Genomic DNA, 21,154 nt, shown 5'->3' on the forward strand with positions numbered 1-21,154 from the left:
CGTCGGCGCTTTATCGGTGGTGGCCTTGCCGCAGTTGGAGTGGCGGCGGGAGTACTCGCTCCGCCGCTAGCCGCCGATGTCAAAAAGATACCGCGGGAGCATGGAGAAAGCACCATGTCCATCGTGCCATATTCAGGGCACGAGAAGCCGGGAACGATCATCATATCAAATTCAAGCCGTACCCTCTTGCGAATTCAGTCTTCAACTCGTGCAGAGAAGTACCGTGTTTCGATAGGACGCGATGGCTTTGAGTGGACTGGCACTGTCTATGTCGGACGGAAGGTAGAATGGCCCGATTGGCGTCCGCCCGAAGCGATGCGAAAGCGTGATAGCAGTCTGCCAAATTACGTGCCACCGGGTCCCTATAATCCGCTCGGCGCGCGCGCAATATACCTATATTCTAACGGGCACGACACGCTCTACCGGATACATGGTACAAATAGTTCGGAAACAGTCGGAAATTATGAGACTTCTGGATGTTTCCGGCTAACAAATCGGGATGTGATAGACCTGTTCAAAAAGGTAAAGAACAGGGACAAAGTGATCGTCTATTGAGATAGGTAAGGAACGTTTAATGGTGGGACGATTTTTCCACAGTCAAGGAGCTCAGGAAAGCAGCACGAGTGACGTGTTGGCCCAACAAAAGATACTGAGACTTGATAAGTATGAAGCAAAGAACGGACAAGCGTCTGGAGAAGAACAGAAAGTTGCAGATAGCGGCCCGGACTTTGTTGCTGAACGGGTGGCCCTGCATCGCTACCTGCTCGAGAGAATTAACCTTTCCATACTCGATACAATGGAAGCAGACGAAGTCCGAGAAGAGCTTCGGCCACTGGTCCGCAACTATGTGAAGGAAAACAATCTTCCGCTTAACGCGGCGGAGTTGGACACACTCATCTCGGATATCGGAGATGAAATGCTAGGGCTAGGGCCACTGGAGCCACTCCTGGCTGATGATACGATCTCTGACATTTTGATAGTCGGCGCGGGTACCGTGTACGTGGAACGGTTCGGAAAAATTGAGCTAACCCGTGTACGCTTTAAGGATGAGGCTCATCTCATGCGGATCGTAAATAAGATTGTAGCCGCGGTAGGGCGCCGTGTAGACGAATCTGCTCCACTTGTAGATGCGCGCCTGCAGGACGGTTCTCGTGTTAACGTTGCGGTACGACCCATCGCGGTAGATGGACCGCAAGTATCAATTCGGAAGTTTTCACGTAATCCTTTATCGCTACAAAAATTGGTGTCATTCGGCGCGTTGGCTAAGGGGATGGCAGAGTTGTTGGCTGCGGCAGTTGAAGCCAAGGTTTCCATAATTGTGTCAGGTGGTACTGGCTCTGGTAAGACAACGGTGCTGAATGCGTTGTCGAGCTTCATTCCCCATGATGAAAGGCTTGTGACGATTGAAGATGCTGCTGAACTCCAACTCCAGCAGCCTCATGTGGTACGACTTGAAACGCGACCTCCAACAGTCGACGGACGGAATGAAGTCCTCCAAAGAGACTTGGTGAAAAATGCGCTACGGATGCGCCCGGACCGCATTATTGTTGGAGAAGTCAGGGGGCCGGAGGCGTTCGATATGCTACAAGCCATGAATACGGGCCACGAAGGCTCAATGTCCACGATTCACGCCAATAGTCCACGTGACGCGATTGCCAGGATCGAACAGATGGTTGGAATGGCAGGAATGCCGATGACGCAAACCGCAATTCGTTCGCAGATTAGCTCTGCCGTTCACCTGATCGTTCAACTTGCTCGCCTGCGGGACGGAACACGTCGCGTTGTGTCAATTTCGGAGATCGTGGGTATGGAGGGTGACGTCGTACAATTGCAAGAACTGATGCTCTTTAAGAAGATTGGCTTGGAAGAAGACGGTAAAATTAAAGGGGAATTCCGCGCATCAGGCTTGCGCCCAAGTTTCATAGAAGATCTTGAAACAATGGGGATTCATCTTGATCCCCAAATTTTCAATCCGTCGGGGCCGCTTTGACACATGTTTGACAACCCTTACTTATTTTACGGTCTGATCTTCGCTGCTGCTCTCCTGGCAGCCGATACTTTTCTGCGTACTCTCGGTTCTATTCGTCGGTCAAACAGAGAAGTTGTTAACCGTTTAGAGGAGCTTCGGAAATCAAAAGGGGTGGATGTCGGTTTTGGCGAACTCCTGCGGTTGCGAGGTCTTGGTGGGCGTGACGGTGAGCAAACACTGGGCGGTTTGATCAATCAATATATCGCACAAACTGGACGCGAGATCAGCATTTTCCGGCGTTTCGTTATCTTGTTTTTCTTGTTTTTTGTCGGCTATGGTCTCGCGACAGTAGTCATTTCTTACGCTCCAGTTTTTCAAATTTTGTCTGGCTTTATTTTCTCTGTCCTTGTTTCATCATTGATGGTTTACGTGTTGCGACAACGCCGAATTTTGCAGTTCACGGAACAGCTCGCTCCGGCCATTGATATCATGGTCCGCAGTTTGAGCGCTGGTCATCCCCTGACAACAGCTATCTCTCTGGTGTCTCGGGAAATGCCTGATCCAATAGGATCTGAGTTTGGTATTCTTAGTGACCAGATGACCTTTGGATCAGAAATTGAGCAAGCCATGCTAAGTATGTGTGATCGGGTTGGCGCGCCAGAGCTTAACATGCTGACTGTCAGCGTGAGTGTGCAACGTAGCACTGGTGGAAATCTCGCAGAAATTCTTGATAATCTTGCTCAAATGATACGCGATCGGATTATGATTAAATCAAAAGTCAAAGCGATTTCAGCTGAGGGCCGCATCACCGCATGGATCATGCTGCTATTTCCGTTTGGTCTCTTCTTCATGCTGAAGACTTTGGTTCCGACCTATTTTGATCTGGTCTGGGAGAGTGGTTACGGCGAATTTATCGTCGCTGGATGCCTTGGTCTGATTTTTGCTGGTATGATCATCATTCGGCGACTTGTAAACTTTGATTTTTAGAGCCGTGTCGTGCTCTCGGAGGTAACGCTTTGAACGAAACGCTTATCTTGGCTAGTGTGTTTGTCGCGGTGCTCTTGGTCGCGTATACTGTAGTGAGCTTTCTTTTTCTTAGAGCAGAGATCGCACGAAATGCCGGTTCGACGCGTGCGCGGAGAACACTGACTGATGAGCAGATTGACCGCATACTTGGATCTGAGAATAAAGAAATTCGCTACTACTTGGATGTAGTTCAGAATGAACCTTCGAATTCCTTGCGGATGCGTATGGTGCAGGCTGGGTTCTTCTCAAAGCGGGCTGTGCTGTATTTCAACGCGCTACGGTGGGCGATCGCGGCCGGAGTTTTTTCATTTGTCCAGTTTGGTGGTCGAGCAATCTGGGAAACGGTCAGTAATGCAGCAATTCTAATGTTCGCAGTGATTGCTGCTGGGTTAGCATTTATTGCTTGTTCAATTGTACTTGAAAGGATTGGTAAACGTCGAGCCCTTGAGTTCAAAAAGATATTCCCGGACTTCATGGACATGTTACTAGTTTGTATGGATTCCGGTCTGGGTCTAGAAGCAGCGATAGAAAGGGTGACGAGAGAGTTTCTGCTCACAACACGTGATTTTGGTATACAGCTTAGTATTGTTAATTTGGAGTTACGTGGTGGACGACCCTTGCACGAGGCAATTCAAAGTTTCTCGAAACGAATAAATGTTGAAGAGGCGCGGACTCTTGCTGTGTTATTCAAGCAAAGCCAGGAGTTAGGTGCAAGCGTAAGCAAGACACTTCGGGTATTTGCCCGGGAAATGCGTCAAAAACGCCTTATCCATGCTGAGGAGAAGGCAAATTCACTACCAGTGAAAATGCTCTTACCCATGGCACTTTTCATGTTTCCTGTAAATCTAATCATCGTTCTCGTGCCAATCATGATGCTGATAATGAAAATGATAACAACCCTGACCCCATCTTAGGGATGAGTTGCGAACGCTGATTGCCTTTCAAAGAGGGCTTCTCGGCCTGGTGTACTTGTCCACTTCTGTCTCTGGTGTCGCAGATTTTGCCCACAGTTGGTATGTAGATTTCTAATGAGAAGGTCGGAGTCAATGGCTTCACTCGAGTTGTGGTTTTGTTGTTGATACAGTATCCGCAACAATCCCGTCACAGGACATCGATTCAAAGGTTGGGCATCGTATCATAAGAATATGGACAAGAAGCTCTCGACTTGAGGTAGACGATAATGTGCCTCCTCCGCGTGGTTGCTTGCGCACACTCACACATCGAAGCAGTAGTCGCCTCAAGCACCCTTGGCGCGCTTTTGATAGAGCAGATCACCAAATGTTAGTGCGATATCGTCTGGACAGATTGAACTGTCATACGTGCACATATTTTATCATCACGGACCGAAGCTCGCAAAGTCTGGACTTTAAGTTGACAGTCTTGGGAGGCCTTGTACTCTATTGCTGTTAAAAATGCGGGTATTGTCATGCAAAAGATATCAGGTACATACATGGGACAAGGAACAGCTTGCCCGCTTTTTTTGCTAGATGATGGTGAGAAAATCACTCTAACAGGGCGAATGCCAGGTATGGAGCCTGGTCAGAAATTCGAATTCGAAGGAAACTGGATGCTACATTCGACGTGTATGCAGGGACGTACTTTTAACGTTGCAAGATTTTGGCGAAGAGATAATTCCTATCTAGATGACAAAAGTGAAGTGAAGACATTTTGGCCGACCATTAGCGACCGGTAGCTTTTTCGCTAACGCACTATTATCTTTAGCGACATGAAAAGAATATTTTAGTTCCTGGCTAATATTCTACATTCAATAATCTAGAGTGATTTGTGGCGCTTAAATAGATGAAGAGATCTTGTGCTTCTTTACCTTGACAACATTTTTCCAAGCGATTTGCAATAATTCGTCCGTGAGCTCGAAATCTCGTCCAAGATAGCGGCAAATCGCTTTGATATGCTGTAAAAGAAAGCCTGGATGTGCGCCGGAGGTGACTACTCCCGGCTGTTCGTACTCACTTTCAAAAAATGCTTTAACAACATCTGATTTGAATTCAATATTCCTTACGTTACAGGCGTTTGCAAAAATCTGAAAATAATCTTCGCGTGTCGGGGAGGGCACATGAATCTTGTAGAAGACCCTTCGCAGGGAAGCTCCATCCCCAAGCTCTTCTGGGAGCATATTTGATGAAAATATTACGAGCTGATCGAAGGGGATTGTGAATTTCTTTCCAGTATGAAGCGACATAATATCAAATCCCTTCTCCAAAGGGACAATCCAGCGATTAAAGAACTGCTGAGTTGTAGCAACTTGTCGTCCAAAGTCATCAATGATAAACACTCCGCCGAGCGCTTTTAGGTGCATTGGTGCTTCGTAAAAGCGCGAGGTCTTCTCAAATGAGAAATCAAGCATTTCTAGCGTCAATTCGCCACCTGAGCTTAGGACTGGACGCCTGCATGGCACCCATCGCGGGTCTAGCGGCAGAGAACCCTCGGGTAGGTCGGCAAGTTCATGCAGAGTTTCGTCGAAGAAACGAATAATTTGGTTCCCTACTATTGTTGCAAAGGGAATAAAAATGGTGTCTCGAAATGATTGGCCGAGTGCTTCAGCTATGGCTGTCTTGCCGTTGCCTGGTTCTCCGTAAAGTAATATTGACCGTCCGGAATTTGCTGCAGGCCCGAGCTGAGCCATCATCTGGGAGGGTATGACCAGATGACTTAAGGCTCTCTCTAGGTCGTCGTGACGGATTTCTTCATTAGCAATCGTTTGCCTCTTGATTTGTTTGGAAAATGTCTCAAGTGGAACTGGTGCAGGACCGATGTATTGTGACGAAAGCATCGCCTCAAGCGCCCATTTGTGCCCAGAATCGGTCAACGAGTAACGGATCTCAGACTTAATATCATCAGACTCAAGACCTTGTGATTCAACGAGGTTTAGAGAGATCATTTCTGTTACAACCTGCCGACAAACGATGCGCGGTAGCTTGACGACTTGGCCAATTTCAGGCGGGGTCATCGTTCCCCCCTCGTATAGCACTTTGGTGAAGAGCCCGGTCAGGAACGCTTGGCTAAGTCCTGTTTCTTCGACCGTCCTTGGTGGTGCTTCATATTCAAAGATAGACAATATAACCTCCCAAAAAATAACTTCACCATTCAACATTTTGCGTTATAACTCTACGAATTATCTACCGCATCGCAAGCTTCAGTCCGATCTCATGCAGCAGCTTCAGGATGTCTCCGTCTGAGTTTCGTTTCTAGGCCATCTCAGGCCCCTTCTTTCGGCCATGGTAGTGGCCCAGTTTTAAGGGGGAAGGATAGATGGGTTCTGACGATTCTACGCCCGTCAGAGGGACCGCTGGACCTATTCGCTAAGGGAGAGCTGCACGCCGAACCAGCCGCCTTCTACGTCTACGAGGTTGCACGCGACGTTGCCTGTCGCATCACGACGACTGAAGCATATATCGATGCGAGCCGACGACGAAAGTGAGTCGAGATGCTCTTCGCGCACCTCGCTGCAACCGTCCGCAACCTCCAGAAACTCGCGAAGTTGATCTCGGGTTCGCCCGCGCTGGCCAAACCACTAACCAACTGCAAACGCTATTATTGCTCGTGGCTGGCCAACTTTTCCAACATTCAGCCCGTTCCGGACTGTCTTTTCTGCGTGATTTAGCGCAGCACCTAGCCAACTTTTGGATAAATCTTAAAGATTAAGGCATTTGAATTGACCTAGATTAAATGACTGACCTCTCTTTCTGCTATGTTGCGGATGCATATCGGAAGGCAAAGCCAATGGCAGACTGGCATTCGGAGTCCCTCGCGAGCATTCTAGAAAAGTTGGGCAGTTCGGTTGATGGATTAACCAGTCAGGACATCGAACCACGGCTGAACCGCTTCGGCCACAATGAATTGAAGGTGGAGAATGACACTCCAGAGATCGTCAAGTTCCTGTACCAGTTCAAAAATTTCTTTGCGATCCTACTAATCCTCGGCGGAGCGCTCGCACTGACTTCCGAGCGGATTGATCCGGGACAGGGTAATCTCTATATCGCGGTAGCTCTATTGGCCGTGGTACTACTGAACGCTGCGTTTACCTACTTTCAGGAACATCAGAGCGAACGCATAATGGACAGCTTCAAGAAGATGATGCCGTCCATGATTACAGCTTTCCGTGATGGCTATCCGCAAGAAGTACCCGCCGAAGAGCTGGTGCCGGGTGACGTCATCGTTCTCAACGAGGGAGACCGGGTTCCAGCGGATGGACGTCTGATTTCTGCCAGCGAACTGAAGGTCGATAATTCCAGCCTGACAGGAGAAAGCGAACCGCAGCTGCTGGACGAGGGTAAATCAGCGGCTGTGGAACTCGAAAGCCCGAACATGGTGTTTTCGGGCTCGCTGGTGGAGAGCGGGGAGGGCAAGGTCGTCATCGTCAAAACCGGCATGTCGACCATTATGGGCAGCATAGTTCAACTGACCAAGGCCACCGAGGCGCATGAAACGCCTATCCACATAGAATTAAAGCACTTCATCAAGGTCATCAGTTTTATCGCCATTCTCTTAGGCGTGAGTTTCTTTGCCGTATCGGTCGCCATCGGGAATGGAGTGATCAGCAGCCTGATCTTCGCTATTGGGATCATCGTAGCCAACGTGCCTGAAGGGTTGCTACCAACCGTGACGCTGAGCCTGACCATGGCCAGCAAGCGGATGGCGAAAAAAAACGCGCTCATCAAGAACCTCGAAAGCGTGGAAACGCTCGGGTCCACAACGGTCATCTGCACCGATAAGACTGGCACGCTCACGCAGAATAGGCTTGGTGTGAATACCGTAGTTCTAAGCGGCAGGGAATACAGCGCTGACGACCCGCTTGTGTCCGGGGCCACTTCTTTCCAAACGTTTCTCAAATCCATGAGCGTCTGCAACAATGCGTACCTGACCGAGAATGACGGTTTTGTGGGCGATGCCACTGAAGGTGCCCTTTTGCTTTATGCGCGTAATCACGCCGATGTGGCGACTCTGCGCAGGGTTCAGCAGATTGCCGAGCAACCCTTCAACTCCACCACCAAGCGGATGATCACGGTTGCAGACGCGGGAGATGGTCCGCAGGCTTTTCTCAAAGGGGCACCCGAGGTTGTACTGGACATGTGCGACCGCATGGCCCTGAACGGAGATCAGGTGCCCCTTACCGAGGAACGCCGCGCCGACGTGATCCAGGCTTATCGACAACTGGCTGGGCGCGGCGAACGCGGGCTTGGCTTTGCAGCGCGCGCATGCGGGCACAACGAGGTCCCGGAAAAGGGGTACGTCTTTCTGGGACTGACCGGAATGATCGACCCGCCGCGCCCTGAAGTCCCCGACGCGCTGGCGCGTTGCCATTCGGCAGGGATCCGAGTGATCATGCTGACGGGCGACTTTGGGCTCACCGCCAAGACTATTGCGACCCAGATTGGACTGATGTCCGAAAAGGGGCGTGTCGTGCAGGGTGAGGAACTGTCGGCTATGACTGACGCGCAGCTGCAGGAAATGTTGCGGGACGAACCTGAGATCATCTTTGCCCGTATTGCTCCAAGGCAAAAACTGCATGTGGTGCAGGCGCTGCAGGCCAATGGGGAAATTGTCACGGTGACAGGTGACGGCGTGAATGACGCCCCTGCGCTCAAGAACGCCGATATGGGCGTGGCGATGGGAGTGATGGGAACCGATGTCGCCAAGGAAGCCTCGAATATGGTGCTCATGGATGACAATTTCGCAACTATTGTCGTTGCAGTGGAGGAAGGGCGGACGATCTTCGATAATATCAAGAAGTTTATCGCTTATATCCTGACCTCAAATATACCCGAAATTCTGCCGTTCATTGCCTATGTCCTTTTGGAAGTCCCACTCCCCTTGACGGTGATCCTGATCCTCGCGATTGACCTTGGTACCGACATTATTCCCGCGCTGGGATTAGGAGCCGAGAAACCCGAAACCGACGTCATGAAACGCAAGCCGAGACCGCGCAGCGAGGGGCTTTTGAGCCGCAACTTGCTACTGATGAGCTATGGAATCGTGGGTATGGTGCAGGCGGCGGCGGGGTTCTTCACCTATTTCACAATCCTTTTCAGCGGCGGCTGGCAGTGGGGGCAAGAACTGGCCGGTTCCAACCCGCTCTATTGCACCGCTATCACCGGGTTCTTTGCTTCTATTATCATCTGCCAAGTGGCTGACGTGATCATCTGCCGAACGAGGACGCAGAGCCTTTTCACCGTTGGCGTTTTCTCCAACAAGCTGGTGCTTGTGGGGATTGCCTCCGAATTGCTGCTGCTGGCATGCATTAGCTACATTCCCGCGTTCAACACCTTCTTTGGAACAGCGCCACTTGAAGCCTGGCATCTGATTTTGTCGGTTCCCTTCGCAGTCGCGATCCTAATTGCTGATGAAGTCAGGCGCCTGTTTGTTCGGCGCGGCAATACCTTTGTCTTGCGCTGGCTAACCTGGTGACGCAAAACTGCTGGACGTCTGAGACGGTCTTTGGCCAGGTTTCATAAAACGGCAGCTGTCGATAGAAGTTGCATTTGCGGTTTGGATTAGTTCATTGTTCCGGAGCGGCAAAATCCGTGAGCCACCCATCGCTCATGCTGGTTTCCGGCCCATGATATTATTAGGAGGGCCGTGCCAAGTTGCTACTGCCACATCCCGCTTTTCAATGCGGTGCGCAGGTCGTGCACGAACAGAGCTGTCCGCGTTTGATCGCCTGTCGAGTTTCGCTCTGCAGACCCAGATAGTGAACGTTTTAGGGTCTTTAGAGACAATCCGCCGCAAATCCCCATTAGAGGAGTTTTCCAAATTCCTGATATCCATCGCTATGAGGTCCTGTTGCGACCGTCGCTTGTCTGGGACGTGAGGTTTCCCTGCGACGGACCCGACGGAACTTAAGGTTGATGTCTTCATCGTAAGTGGGGGCGGGTAGGGCGAGTAGCGTATGGACTTTGCGGGTTGCGTAGAGCGCTTCGACTTAACACTGAGTCGCTTATTCGCTGCCTCTCCCTTCGGTCGAATGCGAAAAGCGATAAGGGGTTCTCAAGGTAAAATCGAAGCGCTTCAGAGGCGCCGTTGCACCTTCGACGGCGCTTTTTATTTGCCCTGATCTTCAAAAAAGGTGCCTTGCGAAGTAGTCACAAACTTGCAAGAAACTCGATCAAGCGTTCATTGACCTCGTCCGCTCGTTCTTGCTGCAACCAATGCCCAGCTCCTGCCAGAACGTGGAGGCCGCGGAGATCCGGGAGATTGCTCCGCATTTCGGCATGGGCCTCCGGCGTGTTTCCTGCAATCAGATCATATTCGCCGCAGAGGTAGAAGCTTGGCTGCTCGATTGTTCTCCCCACAAAGGGTGCAAGCTGGGCAGTTATTGCATCAATGTTACGATAATAGTTGAAGCCGCCTGTAAACCCGGTTCGCTCGAACTCTGACACATACAACAGAAGGTCATCTTCGCTCAGCCAAGGAGGCAGTTTGTCAGGGACCGTGAGGGCGGCACGGATTCCGCTGCCTCTATCCATGAAACCGTCCCATTGCTGCTCAGGACCAATGTCACCGGAAACGGAGTAGAGAAGACCAAGCAAATAGCTTCGAATATCGCATTCCGCCTCGGCTTCAGCCTCCAGTCCTTCTGCGATGAAAAGCCGATAGTAGTCCCGTTCACCGCTCAGCGCCCGGTACATGTCCGATATTCTCATGCCGGGTGGCAGCGCGACTGGAGGTCTGAAGGGTACGCTCAATCCTGCGACTGCGCGGAAAAGGTCAGGACGCATCAGCGCGCTGTACCAAGCGACTGGTGCACCCCAGTCGTGGCCAATAATCACCGCTTGCTCGCCTCCAACAGAATTGATCAGGCTGACCATATCACCGACGAGAGACGTAATAGTATAAGCGCCGACATCCTGCGGCTTGGAGCTTCTGCCGTAACCACGCATATCCGGCGCAACAACGCGATAGCCTCCCTTTGCAAGAGCTCTGAGCTGGTGTCGCCAAGAGTACCAGGATTCAGGCCAACCGTGGCAGAGCAATACAGTCGGGCCTTCACCTATCTCTACGTAGTGTTGGCGTATTCCATTGGCGATTACCGTTTGGTGAGTGAAATGATCGTTCATGTCATGCTCGCCAGATAGACGCAGCGTTCGTATTCATAGTTTGGTGTAAAGCCCATATTTTTGCCTTTGATTTGATAAATGAAATTTCCCACCACAGTCGCTCAAAAGTATTGAACGTCTCTAGAATGGCGGTTGAGAGATAAATCCCAAATCGGAAATGATCGACTTCTCAGGGGGTTAGCTCACCAACCGGCGCATATTTTCTCGTGCTCTTGGTGTTGCTGCGCTGAGCCGAGCCAGAACGGCCATCTTTGCATCATCGGAAGGGTCCAACTCAGAAAGGGCGTGCGCCGAAGCATTCAGACGGCAGGCCGCAAGCCAGTCGCTCATCCCTTCAATCTCTCCCCAAGCCACCTCATTGAGTGAGGTCGTCAGACGTCGGTCTACCCAATCAGCAACAGTGTCAATCATGGGAGTAACGCCGGTCGCGCGACGCTTCAGTTCTTCGTCTTTCACGGTGGCCTCCAGATGTGCAATCACCGCAGCGCTAAACGTTGGTTGTGTCATGCGGATCATCTGCAGGTTGATGCGGCCGGGAGAGAACACAGGATCGCGATCATCGATATTGGAAGCCGCAGCACTCGCAGCGCAATCGATTACAAGCGTATCCGCCGGTAACGAGACTTCACCCTTTTCCAAGATAAGGCGACCTGGGTCAGCGCGTTGGACATGGCCCATTCGGATCACGTTTTCCACACGTGAAAGCGCATTGACTTCGGCTTCAGAGGTCACCGCCTGATGCATCATGTCCGGCCAATTATCCTTGTCAATCCGCAACCAAAACCCCTCGGCCTCCATTTCTTTAGCAAAGGAATCGAGATCTGGGGTCTCGGCGAGAATTTCCATCTGGCGCGCTACAGCGCCGATCATGTCGTTGAAAAACTCGATACCGGGTTGAGATATTCGCCGATTTAGCAACCAAGAGTCGCGGGGGCGCACCCAGGTTATAGAGCCCGGATCCACATTATGGTGCAAAAGCCAAAGGACTGTATCCATCGCTGTCTTGCCGCCACCGATCACAGCAAAATTTGAGTAGCGTGCAGCCTGACGAGGCAGATCGTTTGGTGGAATACAGGCGAGATCGTCGGCCACTTCGAAACGGCGACCATAGGTGAGAGGGATCTCGGTGCCGATGCGGCGACCATCCACGATTGCTCGCGCAACCTCCGGACTTTCTTTCTTACCGGTCATCAGGTTGACGATCACGCCATCTTCATCGCGCCATTCTGAGAGTGGCCGCCAGTTGACACGGCCAGAAGGCAAGAAAACCTCATCCATCAGCGCATGGAAGTAGGCTAGGACTTCAATCCCTGACGCGAGCTCGAAAAATCCAGCGTTCGGGCCAAATTCGTTAATTCTGTCCCGGCCAAGTGGTCGCGATAAAACGCCATAGTAACGCGAAGGCTGGTGTAAACGAACAAATGGATAGGCATCGTTCCAATGCCCACCTGGCGCATCACGTGTATCCACAATGACAAAGGTTGCGTCAGTTTCGATCAACATGGTGTCTACGAAAGCCATGGCAGAGGCACCACAACCAATGACGAGGTAGTCTGTCTTCATGGTTCTGATCCTCAAAATTTGCAATCTGACTATGCCACTATGCAATAATTCAGTGAGATTGCCACTTTTATCCCAAATTCAACGAGGTAGCAGACATTTGAGATGGCTGGAGAAATGCTAAAGCGGCTTCGTGTTCCCCTTCGGCATAAGTTTCTCCAAAGGACCAATCCGGTCGATTGCGCGTCTCATTTCAACTTTTCAACGATTTGATAGAGATATTCCGGCGTCGTTTGGTTCCCAAAATATGGCCCGCCATCATTGAAGGGTGGCGGGCAATTGCATTGAACTTAATAGCAGCTGTCCACCTTTGATTGCATGGCGACCCCGTCCTCAAAGCCATCAAGGACGATGTCAATGATCCGGCGCGCAACCTGGAAAGCGTTGCGGGGTGAGAAAGACTTCTTAAGCGTCTGCATTGTCTCGTCCTTAGTTTCTTGGCCGTCTGTGGCCTTGCCTGTACTTTATGGCATGTGATTCCTTGGTCGTCTGTAAGCTGGGTCACACAAGAAAAACATTCGTCAAAGAACGGATTAAAAGTTGCATGGGGCTATTGATTGCACCAAGAGACCGTGCAGTGAGTGTATCGACACTTTGAGCATCGGGGTGTTCACCGTGGCCTCGTATTTCGCTCTGCAAACCCCGGGACAGAATACTTTCTGCGTCGCCTTAGATGTCCGGGTGAACTCCAATGTATCTTTCCAGCTCGTCGATATTGGCCGCCACCGTGGAGCTGTTGAGCCGCGCTAATGTTGCAAAACTCGTACCAACCTGCTCCATCCCCGTGTGAAGGGTGACCGAAGAGGCCGCACTGAGGGGCGCATAGGCTGAAAACGCATTCTGGGCCCGTTCTAGCAGATCATAGGCCTCGCGATTGGCCTGCAACAGGGTCCGAACATGTCGGGGAAGGGCGCATCAGGTGCTGCCACGGCATCCTTCTCGTAGTCGGATTTCGCCGTTTCGAACGACGATTTGTCTCGCCAGCCGTCAATTTTGCCTAACTCCGTGAGCAGGCGGTCCAGTCCCGGAGTCTTTGTGCTTTCCGGCGCCAGGAGCGGGTCAGCACTGCGTGCCGCCGCCCCCTTGTCATCAGACCTTTTCTGGGGGCATTTTGTCTCCGGGATTCACAGCGATGCCTTGAACGAGACTTTTCTGGCCAGAAAGGAGTTGTTTGGCCACTAGATGCCATCGCCCCTGCGCAGACACGTCAAAGCGCCTCGTCCTCTGCTCTCTTTTCCGCGGCCAGGAGCAATCCTGCCCGAATAGCGCTTCCGGACATCATTGGATCGGCCCCGATCTTGGCAAACAGGACGCGGCCAACACTTTGTGCACGCCCCTCCGCCTGTGTGTAACAGCGTGCTACGCAGGTGGAGCAGAGGGGCCTACAAGAGCCATTCTCGGTTTCAAACCCAAAAGCTAAGATCATCCACAACGACGCCACCAACTGCGACGATTTCTATCTTATCGACCGCATCAAATTGGGAACCAGACATAACCACGTTCTCATCTTTACCAGCGCGCAGGCTATGGGTTTCGGAGGCGACTGCCTCTCCATTTACAAATCCGGTAAAGGTCGCATCAACACGGCCTTTCCCAGAAACGGTCACAACCCCGCCTTCGAACTCAAAAACAGATCCGCCGTGACTGATCGAGAGGCCATCGCCAACGCTTTGAGCAGCCTGATCTCCTGAGCCAATTCCCGTAAGGCCGGCATTTGTGACCATGAAGCCATCTTCCACAAGGACTTCGTCAAGGATATCTTCGAAATCCAAAATGACTTGCGTTGGAGCGGGACCAAAACCTTCGATGGATATGGTTGCAGTGGCTGTATCAAAGCCCCCTTTGTCATCCGAAATTTCATAGACAAAACTGTCGGTTGCCGTCTGACCATCATAGAGTGCGTCAAAGGCGCCATTTGGGTCGTACGCAAAGGTGCCATCCTCAGCGAAGTTCACAGATGCACCTGACACCAGTGCGACCTGTCCCGATGCAGCACCACCTACAGACGCCACGATCAGGTCATCACCGTCCAAGTCAAGATCGATCCCGTTGCCATTGTCGGCAAGCAGATTGCCGTTCAAGATCGCGCTCTCGCTCATCGAAAGAAAAAACATATCGTCTTGGGCTTCCGGGGGTGTGTTTCCGCCCGGATCGACAATACTGCGCGTGATCATCACGATATCGTCAATCAAGAAACTGCCATCGCCTGAAATCACAACCCGGTCGATGCTATCGAACGTCGTATCGAAATTCACATCGGTGGGGCGACGTGCGCCAACGTTCAACTGGGTAGACCCAACACGCACATTATCATCATAAGCCTCTATGAGAATTTTGGTGCGGCCAGATCCAACAATCGAAGACAGAGCGTCGAGGTCGAAATCTTCGCCGCTTGTTGTAATGATGAATTGGCCCGTGCTTGCACCTGCCTGGATGCCGCCAAGGCTGGACGAAGAGACAACATCGAGCCCATGAAAATCGAGACCAGCTGTGCCTGCGTAGGCGCCTGCGGTGACACCTTCAAAATTGACCAGAATGGATTCTGTGATCGTTTGGGGCGACACGCCGTCAATGGTGATTGATACGTTGGCAGTGTCAGTACCTCCTTGCCCATCAGCGGCAGAATAAGTGAAGCTGTCGGTAAAGGTTTGACCGTCCTCTAGCCAATCGAATTCACCGTTCGGATCGTAGTCGAATGTTCCGTTCGCCCCGAGCGTCAACAGCGCGCCAGAGTCGAGTGATAGCTGTCTGCCCACATTAAGGGCTTCGCCGTTCACCTCAGTCACAGTCAGTGTCGAGCCATCGGCATCGCTATCGTTGCTCAAGACATTGCCATCCATCACTGCATTTTCAGAAACCGAGAATGTATCATCCAGTGCAACCGGCGCCGTGTTGTCGAAGGCACCGATAACCGTTACAGTCACATTGGCTTCGCTGGTCTTGTTGCCGTCCGAAATTGTATAGCTGAAGGTTTCCGCCCCGGTCTCACCAAAGGCAAGATCGTCGAAAATGGCATTCTGAGAATATTCAAGTGAGCCGTCAGCAACGAGCCTGACTGACGCACCCGATGCGAGAGAAACAGTCTCTCCGACTGAGATCGTAGTACCGTCGATTGCGGTAATCGTCAGTGTATCGGCTTCTGGGTCCGTGTCATTTGACAGCACCTTCATGCCAGACAGCACCACGTCTTCTTCGACAGTATAAGCGTCGTCTACGGCAACAGGCGGCAGGCTATCGGTTGTGCCGTCAATAATGATGGTGACGGTCGCTTGTTCCGATGTTTCTCTTCCGTCAGAGGCGATGTAGCTGAAGCTGTCTGTGGCCTGCTCGCCCGCATTCAGTGCATCAAAGATACCATTCTGCGCGTAGTTGAACGTCCCATTTGAATAAACGGTGAGCGTAGCGCCTGAGGTCAGTGCAATCTCGGCGCCCCCTGGTCCGTTTGCAACCACGACGCCATCAACACTGGCAATGCTGAGAGCGTCGCCGTCGGCATCGGTATCATTGTCCAACAAACTTGTGGCGCTGAGCAGTTGGTCTTCGCTAGCAGTATAGGTATCGTCGTTCGCCACGGGTGCAGAATTCTGGGTGTTTATGCTATCTGCAACCGCCTGCCAGCTGATAGTCTGATCTGAGAAGGCCAACCATTCGACAGTATCTGAGATCCAGTCGATTGTGGAGTCGATCACCTGCAGCAGGCCGCTGACGATATCAATCGTGTAGCTGGCAAAGGTTGCTCCGAATATCACCTCGTCCGTGCCGGTACCTCCGTAATAGGTGTCGCTCCCGACGCTGTCATGGAAGGTGTCGTTCCCTCCGTTGCCGGTAAAGGTGTTGTCGGCATTATTCCCATAGAAAATTTCTGACCCAGAGCCACCAACAGCGTTTTCGATGATCGTGCCTTCACCAATCGCCAGGTTGCCAATGCGCCCCCCTATATCTGAAAGTGATGGGGCGGTGGCGCCTCGGTCAGATGGTGCGAGGTTAATCAGCGTGTTGTTCGAATACCCCGACAGATCGAGTGTATCGATGCCCCCACCATCGATGATCGTCGAAGATGTCCGGTTGGCGTAAGAGGACCATTGCGCCCAAATATCGCTCACTGCAAAGGTGATTGTCGTGTTGAAGCCCCATACGGTGTTCTCCGTAAAGGCATTCGATACACCGTAGCCTTGCCGTCCATACAGATCGTCCAAAGCCATCCAGTCAACCGCCATGGGCGTTTGCAGAAATTCATAACTTGCGTCGATCGAGGTGTTCTTTGTCTGGCTGAAATAGGACATCATCGATGCTTGCCAGCTGTCATTTGCAAAGACGTTATCGACGCCATAGGTGGCGCTGCCGTTGTACGGTCCTTGGTGACCCAATCCAATCGCATGACCGATTTCATGAAGGATCGTTTGCAGCGTGTAGTCGTCGTAGGTGGAGGTGCTCCCAGACCACGATTTCGCCACGTTAATTTGTGCGTAATGGATGGTGCTGCCCCAAGTGCCACTATTGTAGTAGCTGTGGCCGGCATAGGCGCCGCTGTCATTATCTCGAAAAAAGAAATCGACGAAATTTGTGTCAGTTGATGTGGTCTCCACAAACTGAATACCAAGTGTAGCCTCAAACAGCTTGAAGGCTTCGCGCACGAGCGTGGCTCGGTCTGCCTCCAAACCATCCGCATCGGCAGTGTAGCCAGAGAGATTGTAGTGCAGTACGCCGCTATTGGCATCAGTGCCGGATGACGTGACATTGTGTGAACGCGTGCCGTCGCCATAGCCGGTGTTCCAGTATCCGGCCTTAAGAAACTCTGCGAGATCGCCAAGAACCGCAGGTGCGGAAGCAGAAGAAGCTCCGTCCTGAGTTTCGCTGTCAGCAGCTAAGCGGGTGAGCTCTTCCAGCTTCATGGAACAACCGCCGCAACCACATGAACCTTCGTGAATCATGCTCTCGTACAAAGTCAGATCGGCGACCCAACTGCTGGAGCTACCGTCCGCTGGACCTGAATATTTCACCTGATCCACAAGAACCTTTAAGTCCGCGCTTTGCACGTTTGTGAAACCATTCGCGCCCCAGCTGTTGGTCGCAACTGGGCCAGTTGTTTCAGCCCTTTGCATCGCGTGTGATACGGAGGTTTCGGGGGTAACACTCTCTAGCTGCACGTTGCCTGGCGGATGATCTGATCCCAATGCGGAAGGTGCCGTCGGTTCAAACAGATTTTGCTCTTTAATCCCGTCTCCAGCAGTCGGTGTTCTCTCTGTGGTCAAGTATGATGACGGCGCCATTACAAAAGATGAACTGACGCTAACTACACCAGCCCGGTTGACTGCAACCCCGCCCTCGCCGGAAGTGTCAGTCTTTACCGAATTTCTACGCATCATTCCATCTCCCTGTAAGCTTCCAAGAAGCCGCTACGATGGACACAAGGGTCGATTACGTAGGGCGGTCTTCCAGCGCGAGAATCACTGCACAGAAATTCGGATTAAAGTATGGCCAGAAATCGTCGGGAAATTGCCGACGTCTCTTGGGGTCTGGTCCAATGAATTAACTTGAGGTTGTTCTGGCTGCCTGATGCAAGCACCCGAAGTTAAGGGGTATGATCAGCAATCTTTATTGGCTGAGCGAAGATCAGATGGTGTGGCTAAGGACATATTTTCCGAGAGCCGAGGCCCGGCACGTGTTGATGACGGACGTGACCCATTATTTTCGTCATTCGCTATTCGATGAGATGGAGCGATACGCCCGCTGAGTATGGCCCTCCTAAGATGCTCTACAGCCGATGGATGCGCTGATCGCACCATGGGTCATCAGGGGGGCTATGGACGGCCCTGCCTTCGCTGCCTACCTCCGCCAAGTGCTGGTCCCTGAGATCGCGCCACGGACCGTAGTCATACGCGCCAACCTCGCCTCCGATCGGAACAAGGAGGCCGCTGAGGTACTCCGCGCACATGGCTGCTGGTTCCTCTACCTGCCACCGTACTCGCCAGACCTGAGCCCGATTGAACAGGCTTTCTCAAAACTCAAAGCGCATCTGCGCTGGATCGACGCCAGGACATTCACAGACGTGTTCCATCCTATCGGCACAATCTGCGATCTCCACGAACCGCAAGAATGCTGGAACTGCTTCAAGGCTGCCGGATATGCCTGAAGTTAACTCGAAACGCTTTAGCGTCTGCGATCTGGAGACCGCCATCTACGACTACTTGCTGCAGTACAACACCAAACCAAAACCCTTCACATGGACCAAAACGGCCCAGGATATCCGCGTGTAGTTACCAGCCGGTGGCGGTGCAGATGACCTCGAGGCTGATGCCCTTCGGCTTTGCCAGCATCTTGAGGACGCGTGTGGTCTTGGACGCTTTCAGTGGGCGTGACGGTGTCATGGGGCTCTCCTGTCATCACGGGCAGCGGGATGTCTGCCCTGGTACCGAAGAGGGCCCGACGCATATCCGGGCATGGCAACAGGAACGCTTTGCTGCGCGCCGAGATCATACGCCTTGCGGTGATGTTGTATGTCAGGTCCCCGCTCTCGCTCCGGAATGTCGAAGACCAGCTTCACGAGCGCGGCATCGACGTCAGCCATCAGACAGTCCGGTACTGGTGGCATCGGTTCGGTCCGACGCTCGCATCAGAGCTCCGAAAGCGCCGCATCGAGGCATGAAATCCAGCAGTTGGCGATGGCATTTGGACGAGATTTCCGAAAAATTAACGGGGAGCGGCACTACCTATGGCGCGCCGTTGACCGTGAGGGCGAAGTCCTGGAAAGCTTCGTCACGAAGAACCGTGATAATGAGGTCGCCTTGAATATCTTAAAGAAAGCAATGCGTAAGCATGGCCGGCCTAAAGTTATAGTCACGGACCGGGTTCGCTTCTACGGTGCCGCCCTGAAAGAGATCGGTGCGGCAAACAGGCAGGAAAACGGCCGCTGGCTGAACAAAGGGCAGAGAATTTACATCTGCCATTTCGACGACGAGAGCGGGCGGTGCTTCGCTTCAGGCGAATGCGAAGTTTGCAGAAATTCGCGTCCGTTCACGCCTCAGTATAAAAACTGCTAAACTCAGAGCGCAGCCTCTATTCCAGACCTAGCCTTAAACTGGAGCGAACCGTCGCTCTCAACGAGTGGCACCAGATTTGTTGTGGTTAAGTTCCGGCGTTCAGCGATAGACGGAGATAGGTTCGAATTGGCCTAACATCAAATAACAATTTACCAAAAGGTGGGGACTGGGGCACTCAAAAGGAGCACTTCTGCCATCATCTACACCTTTTTGATCACAAGGTTCTCTTCGAATTGCGCCCTCTGCGTAATTGCGCGCCATGTCCGCTCTGGCGGATAAAGGAGCGTGGGTTTGGTTCTCGCGTTGTTTAATTACACGACGGTAGTCAGGTTCCTGCTAATGTGGAGTTTGAGAAATGCCGTTAGAAGTCGGGTCGAAGGTCGTCGATGGAAACCTGAGCGATTGGAATGATGTACGGCCCTTGTTTTCGCAAACCGGGTTTGGCGATTACGCGCTCTATGGCGAAACCTGGGCAAACGGGACGATATTCGCGATCAGCGGGACAGCTGCAATTGGGACAGGAACGACCATCTGGCTCGACACAGACCTAGACCGCTCCACTGGTTATCAGATCTGGGGATTCACTGGTGGCGCTGAATACAATATCCAAATCGCGGCGGACGGATCGGCGGCCCTCTATAGCGGAGCGGGATGGGAGACACTCATTGCCGAGCTTGAGGTAGAATACGGCCCTGACAACCTGACCATTGAAGTGGCTTTCCCAGCGTCCGTGCTCAGTCTTGATAACGCCTTTCGCGTCTATGCGGATGTAAACGATCAGGTATTTCTGCCAGGAGACTATTCCAACATAGACTTGGTTGTGCCGGTCGAGGGACAATCTGTGCCCGCGACCGTAGTAGTCGGACACATTACACTTGATGGCGACCTTTCGGACTGGGCGGAAAATACAGTCCTCTATGCGGACGACAATGGGTCGGCCTTGCGCGGTACGATCAGCGGCGAATATGCTGTCTTTGCGCTCAGCGCGCCACTTCAGATCGGGCAGGCGACGACGATCTGGCTGGACACGGATCTGGATCGTTCCACCGGCCATCAGATCTGGGGATTCGCTGGCGGGGCGGAATACAATATCGAGATTGCGGTGGATGGGAGTGCCGCACTCTATGCCGGGAACTCGGGCGAGACATTTGTTGCAGACCTTGATGCACGTTATGCGGCGGATGGTACCATTGCCGAGGTGGCCGTGCCTTTGGCGCTGGCAGGCATCGTGGACAGCGTGCGGGTCTTGGCGGATATCAACAACAGCATTTTCCTGCCCGGTGATTACGCCAACGTCGATTTGATTGTCGACCCGGGCGACCAGACTCCGCCTACGCCTGTCGCGGTAGGAGATCTCACACTTGATGGCGACCTTTCGGACTGGGCGGAAAATACAGTCCTCTATGCGGACGACAATGGGTCGGCCTTGCGCGGTACGATCAGCGGCGAATATGCTGTCTTTGCGCTCAGCGCGCCACTTCAGA

13 protein-coding genes and 2 pseudogenes are annotated in these 21,154 nt (G+C 52.3%); 9 read left to right on the forward strand and 6 right to left on the reverse strand.

The window, feature by feature from the left end:
- The first annotated feature begins 114 nt into the window (after positions 1–114).
- The 4 genes from GV827_RS24135 to GV827_RS20350 are packed head-to-tail and all read left to right on the forward strand — an operon-like array spanning position 115 to position 3,909.
- Positions 115–555: a L,D-transpeptidase gene (locus GV827_RS24135; RefSeq protein WP_164355660.1), complete on the forward strand. Its 441-nt coding sequence runs from the start codon at positions 115–117 to the stop codon at positions 553–555.
- A 19-nt stretch (positions 556–574) separates the two neighbouring features.
- The gene (locus tag GV827_RS20340; RefSeq protein ID WP_164355648.1) at positions 575–1,990 is read left to right on the forward strand and encodes a CpaF family protein; all 1,416 of its coding nucleotides are present in this window, start codon (positions 575–577) and stop codon (positions 1,988–1,990) included.
- A 3-nt stretch (positions 1,991–1,993) separates the two neighbouring features.
- Positions 1,994–2,956, forward strand: coding sequence for a type II secretion system F family protein (locus GV827_RS20345; RefSeq protein ID WP_164355649.1), 963 nt, complete (start codon positions 1,994–1,996; stop codon positions 2,954–2,956).
- A 29-nt stretch (positions 2,957–2,985) separates the two neighbouring features.
- Positions 2,986–3,909: a type II secretion system F family protein gene (locus GV827_RS20350; RefSeq protein WP_164355650.1), complete on the forward strand. Its 924-nt coding sequence runs from the start codon at positions 2,986–2,988 to the stop codon at positions 3,907–3,909.
- An 878-nt stretch (positions 3,910–4,787) separates the two neighbouring features.
- On the opposite strand, the gene GV827_RS20355 is transcribed toward GV827_RS20350, so the two are convergent.
- Positions 4,788–6,071 (reverse strand): P-loop NTPase family protein, encoded by a 1,284-nt coding sequence (locus tag GV827_RS20355; RefSeq protein ID WP_204326006.1) that lies wholly within the window; start codon positions 6,069–6,071, stop codon positions 4,788–4,790.
- A gap of 665 nt (positions 6,072–6,736) precedes the next feature.
- Between GV827_RS20355 and GV827_RS20360 the strand changes: the two genes are divergently transcribed.
- Positions 6,737–9,421 (forward strand): cation-translocating P-type ATPase, encoded by a 2,685-nt coding sequence (locus GV827_RS20360; RefSeq protein WP_164355652.1) that lies wholly within the window; start codon positions 6,737–6,739, stop codon positions 9,419–9,421.
- Positions 9,422–10,095: 674 nt separating this feature from the next.
- Here GV827_RS20360 and GV827_RS20365 read toward each other — a convergent pair.
- The 4 genes from GV827_RS20365 to GV827_RS20380 all read right to left on the reverse strand — a co-directional run bounded on the left by GV827_RS20365 (position 10,096) and on the right by GV827_RS20380 (position 17,522).
- Positions 10,096–11,070 carry an alpha/beta fold hydrolase gene (locus GV827_RS20365; protein ID WP_164355653.1) on the reverse strand — a complete coding sequence of 325 codons (975 nt, stop codon included), beginning with the start codon at positions 11,068–11,070 and terminating at the stop codon, positions 10,096–10,098.
- A 177-nt stretch (positions 11,071–11,247) separates the two neighbouring features.
- Positions 11,248–12,633: an NAD(P)/FAD-dependent oxidoreductase gene (locus GV827_RS20370; RefSeq protein WP_164355654.1), complete on the reverse strand. Its 1,386-nt coding sequence runs from the start codon at positions 12,631–12,633 to the stop codon at positions 11,248–11,250.
- A 287-nt stretch (positions 12,634–12,920) separates the two neighbouring features.
- On the reverse strand, positions 12,921–13,049 hold the full coding sequence (locus tag GV827_RS23905; RefSeq protein WP_268895771.1) for a hypothetical protein: 129 nt from the start codon (positions 13,047–13,049) through the stop codon (positions 12,921–12,923).
- 984 nt (positions 13,050–14,033) lie between these two features.
- Positions 14,034–17,522 carry an Ig-like domain-containing protein gene (locus GV827_RS20380; protein WP_164355656.1) on the reverse strand — a complete coding sequence of 1,163 codons (3,489 nt, stop codon included), beginning with the start codon at positions 17,520–17,522 and terminating at the stop codon, positions 14,034–14,036.
- An 872-nt stretch (positions 17,523–18,394) separates the two neighbouring features.
- On the opposite strand from GV827_RS20380, the gene GV827_RS20385 reads away from it, so the two are divergent.
- Together GV827_RS20385 and GV827_RS23910 are read left to right on the forward strand one after the other, a co-directional pair.
- Entirely contained in the window at positions 18,395–18,763 is a 369-nt protein-coding gene (locus GV827_RS20385) for a transposase (protein ID WP_204326007.1), read from the forward strand.
- Positions 18,756–18,887 (forward strand): hypothetical protein, encoded by a 132-nt coding sequence (locus GV827_RS23910; RefSeq protein WP_268895772.1) that lies wholly within the window; start codon positions 18,756–18,758, stop codon positions 18,885–18,887. The genes GV827_RS20385 and GV827_RS23910 overlap by 8 nt, the downstream gene beginning before the upstream one ends.
- Here the strand turns inward: GV827_RS23910 and GV827_RS20390 are convergent, their stop codons facing one another.
- Positions 18,888–18,998: a DUF3489 domain-containing protein gene (locus tag GV827_RS20390; protein WP_164355658.1), complete on the reverse strand. Its 111-nt coding sequence runs from the start codon at positions 18,996–18,998 to the stop codon at positions 18,888–18,890. It abuts the gene before it with no gap.
- 122 nt (positions 18,999–19,120) lie between these two features.
- Between GV827_RS20390 and GV827_RS20395 the strand changes: the two are divergent.
- Both GV827_RS20395 and GV827_RS20400 read left to right on the forward strand, forming a co-directional pair.
- Positions 19,121–19,759, forward strand: a pseudogene (locus GV827_RS20395) (IS6 family transposase).
- A 266-nt stretch (positions 19,760–20,025) separates the two neighbouring features.
- Positions 20,026–21,154 (forward strand): annotated as a pseudogene (locus GV827_RS20400) (hypothetical protein); the annotation flags it as partial.

This window comes from Sulfitobacter sediminilitoris (assembly GCF_010667575.1).
GTDB classification, from domain to species: Bacteria; Pseudomonadota; Alphaproteobacteria; order Rhodobacterales; family Rhodobacteraceae; genus Sulfitobacter; species Sulfitobacter sediminilitoris.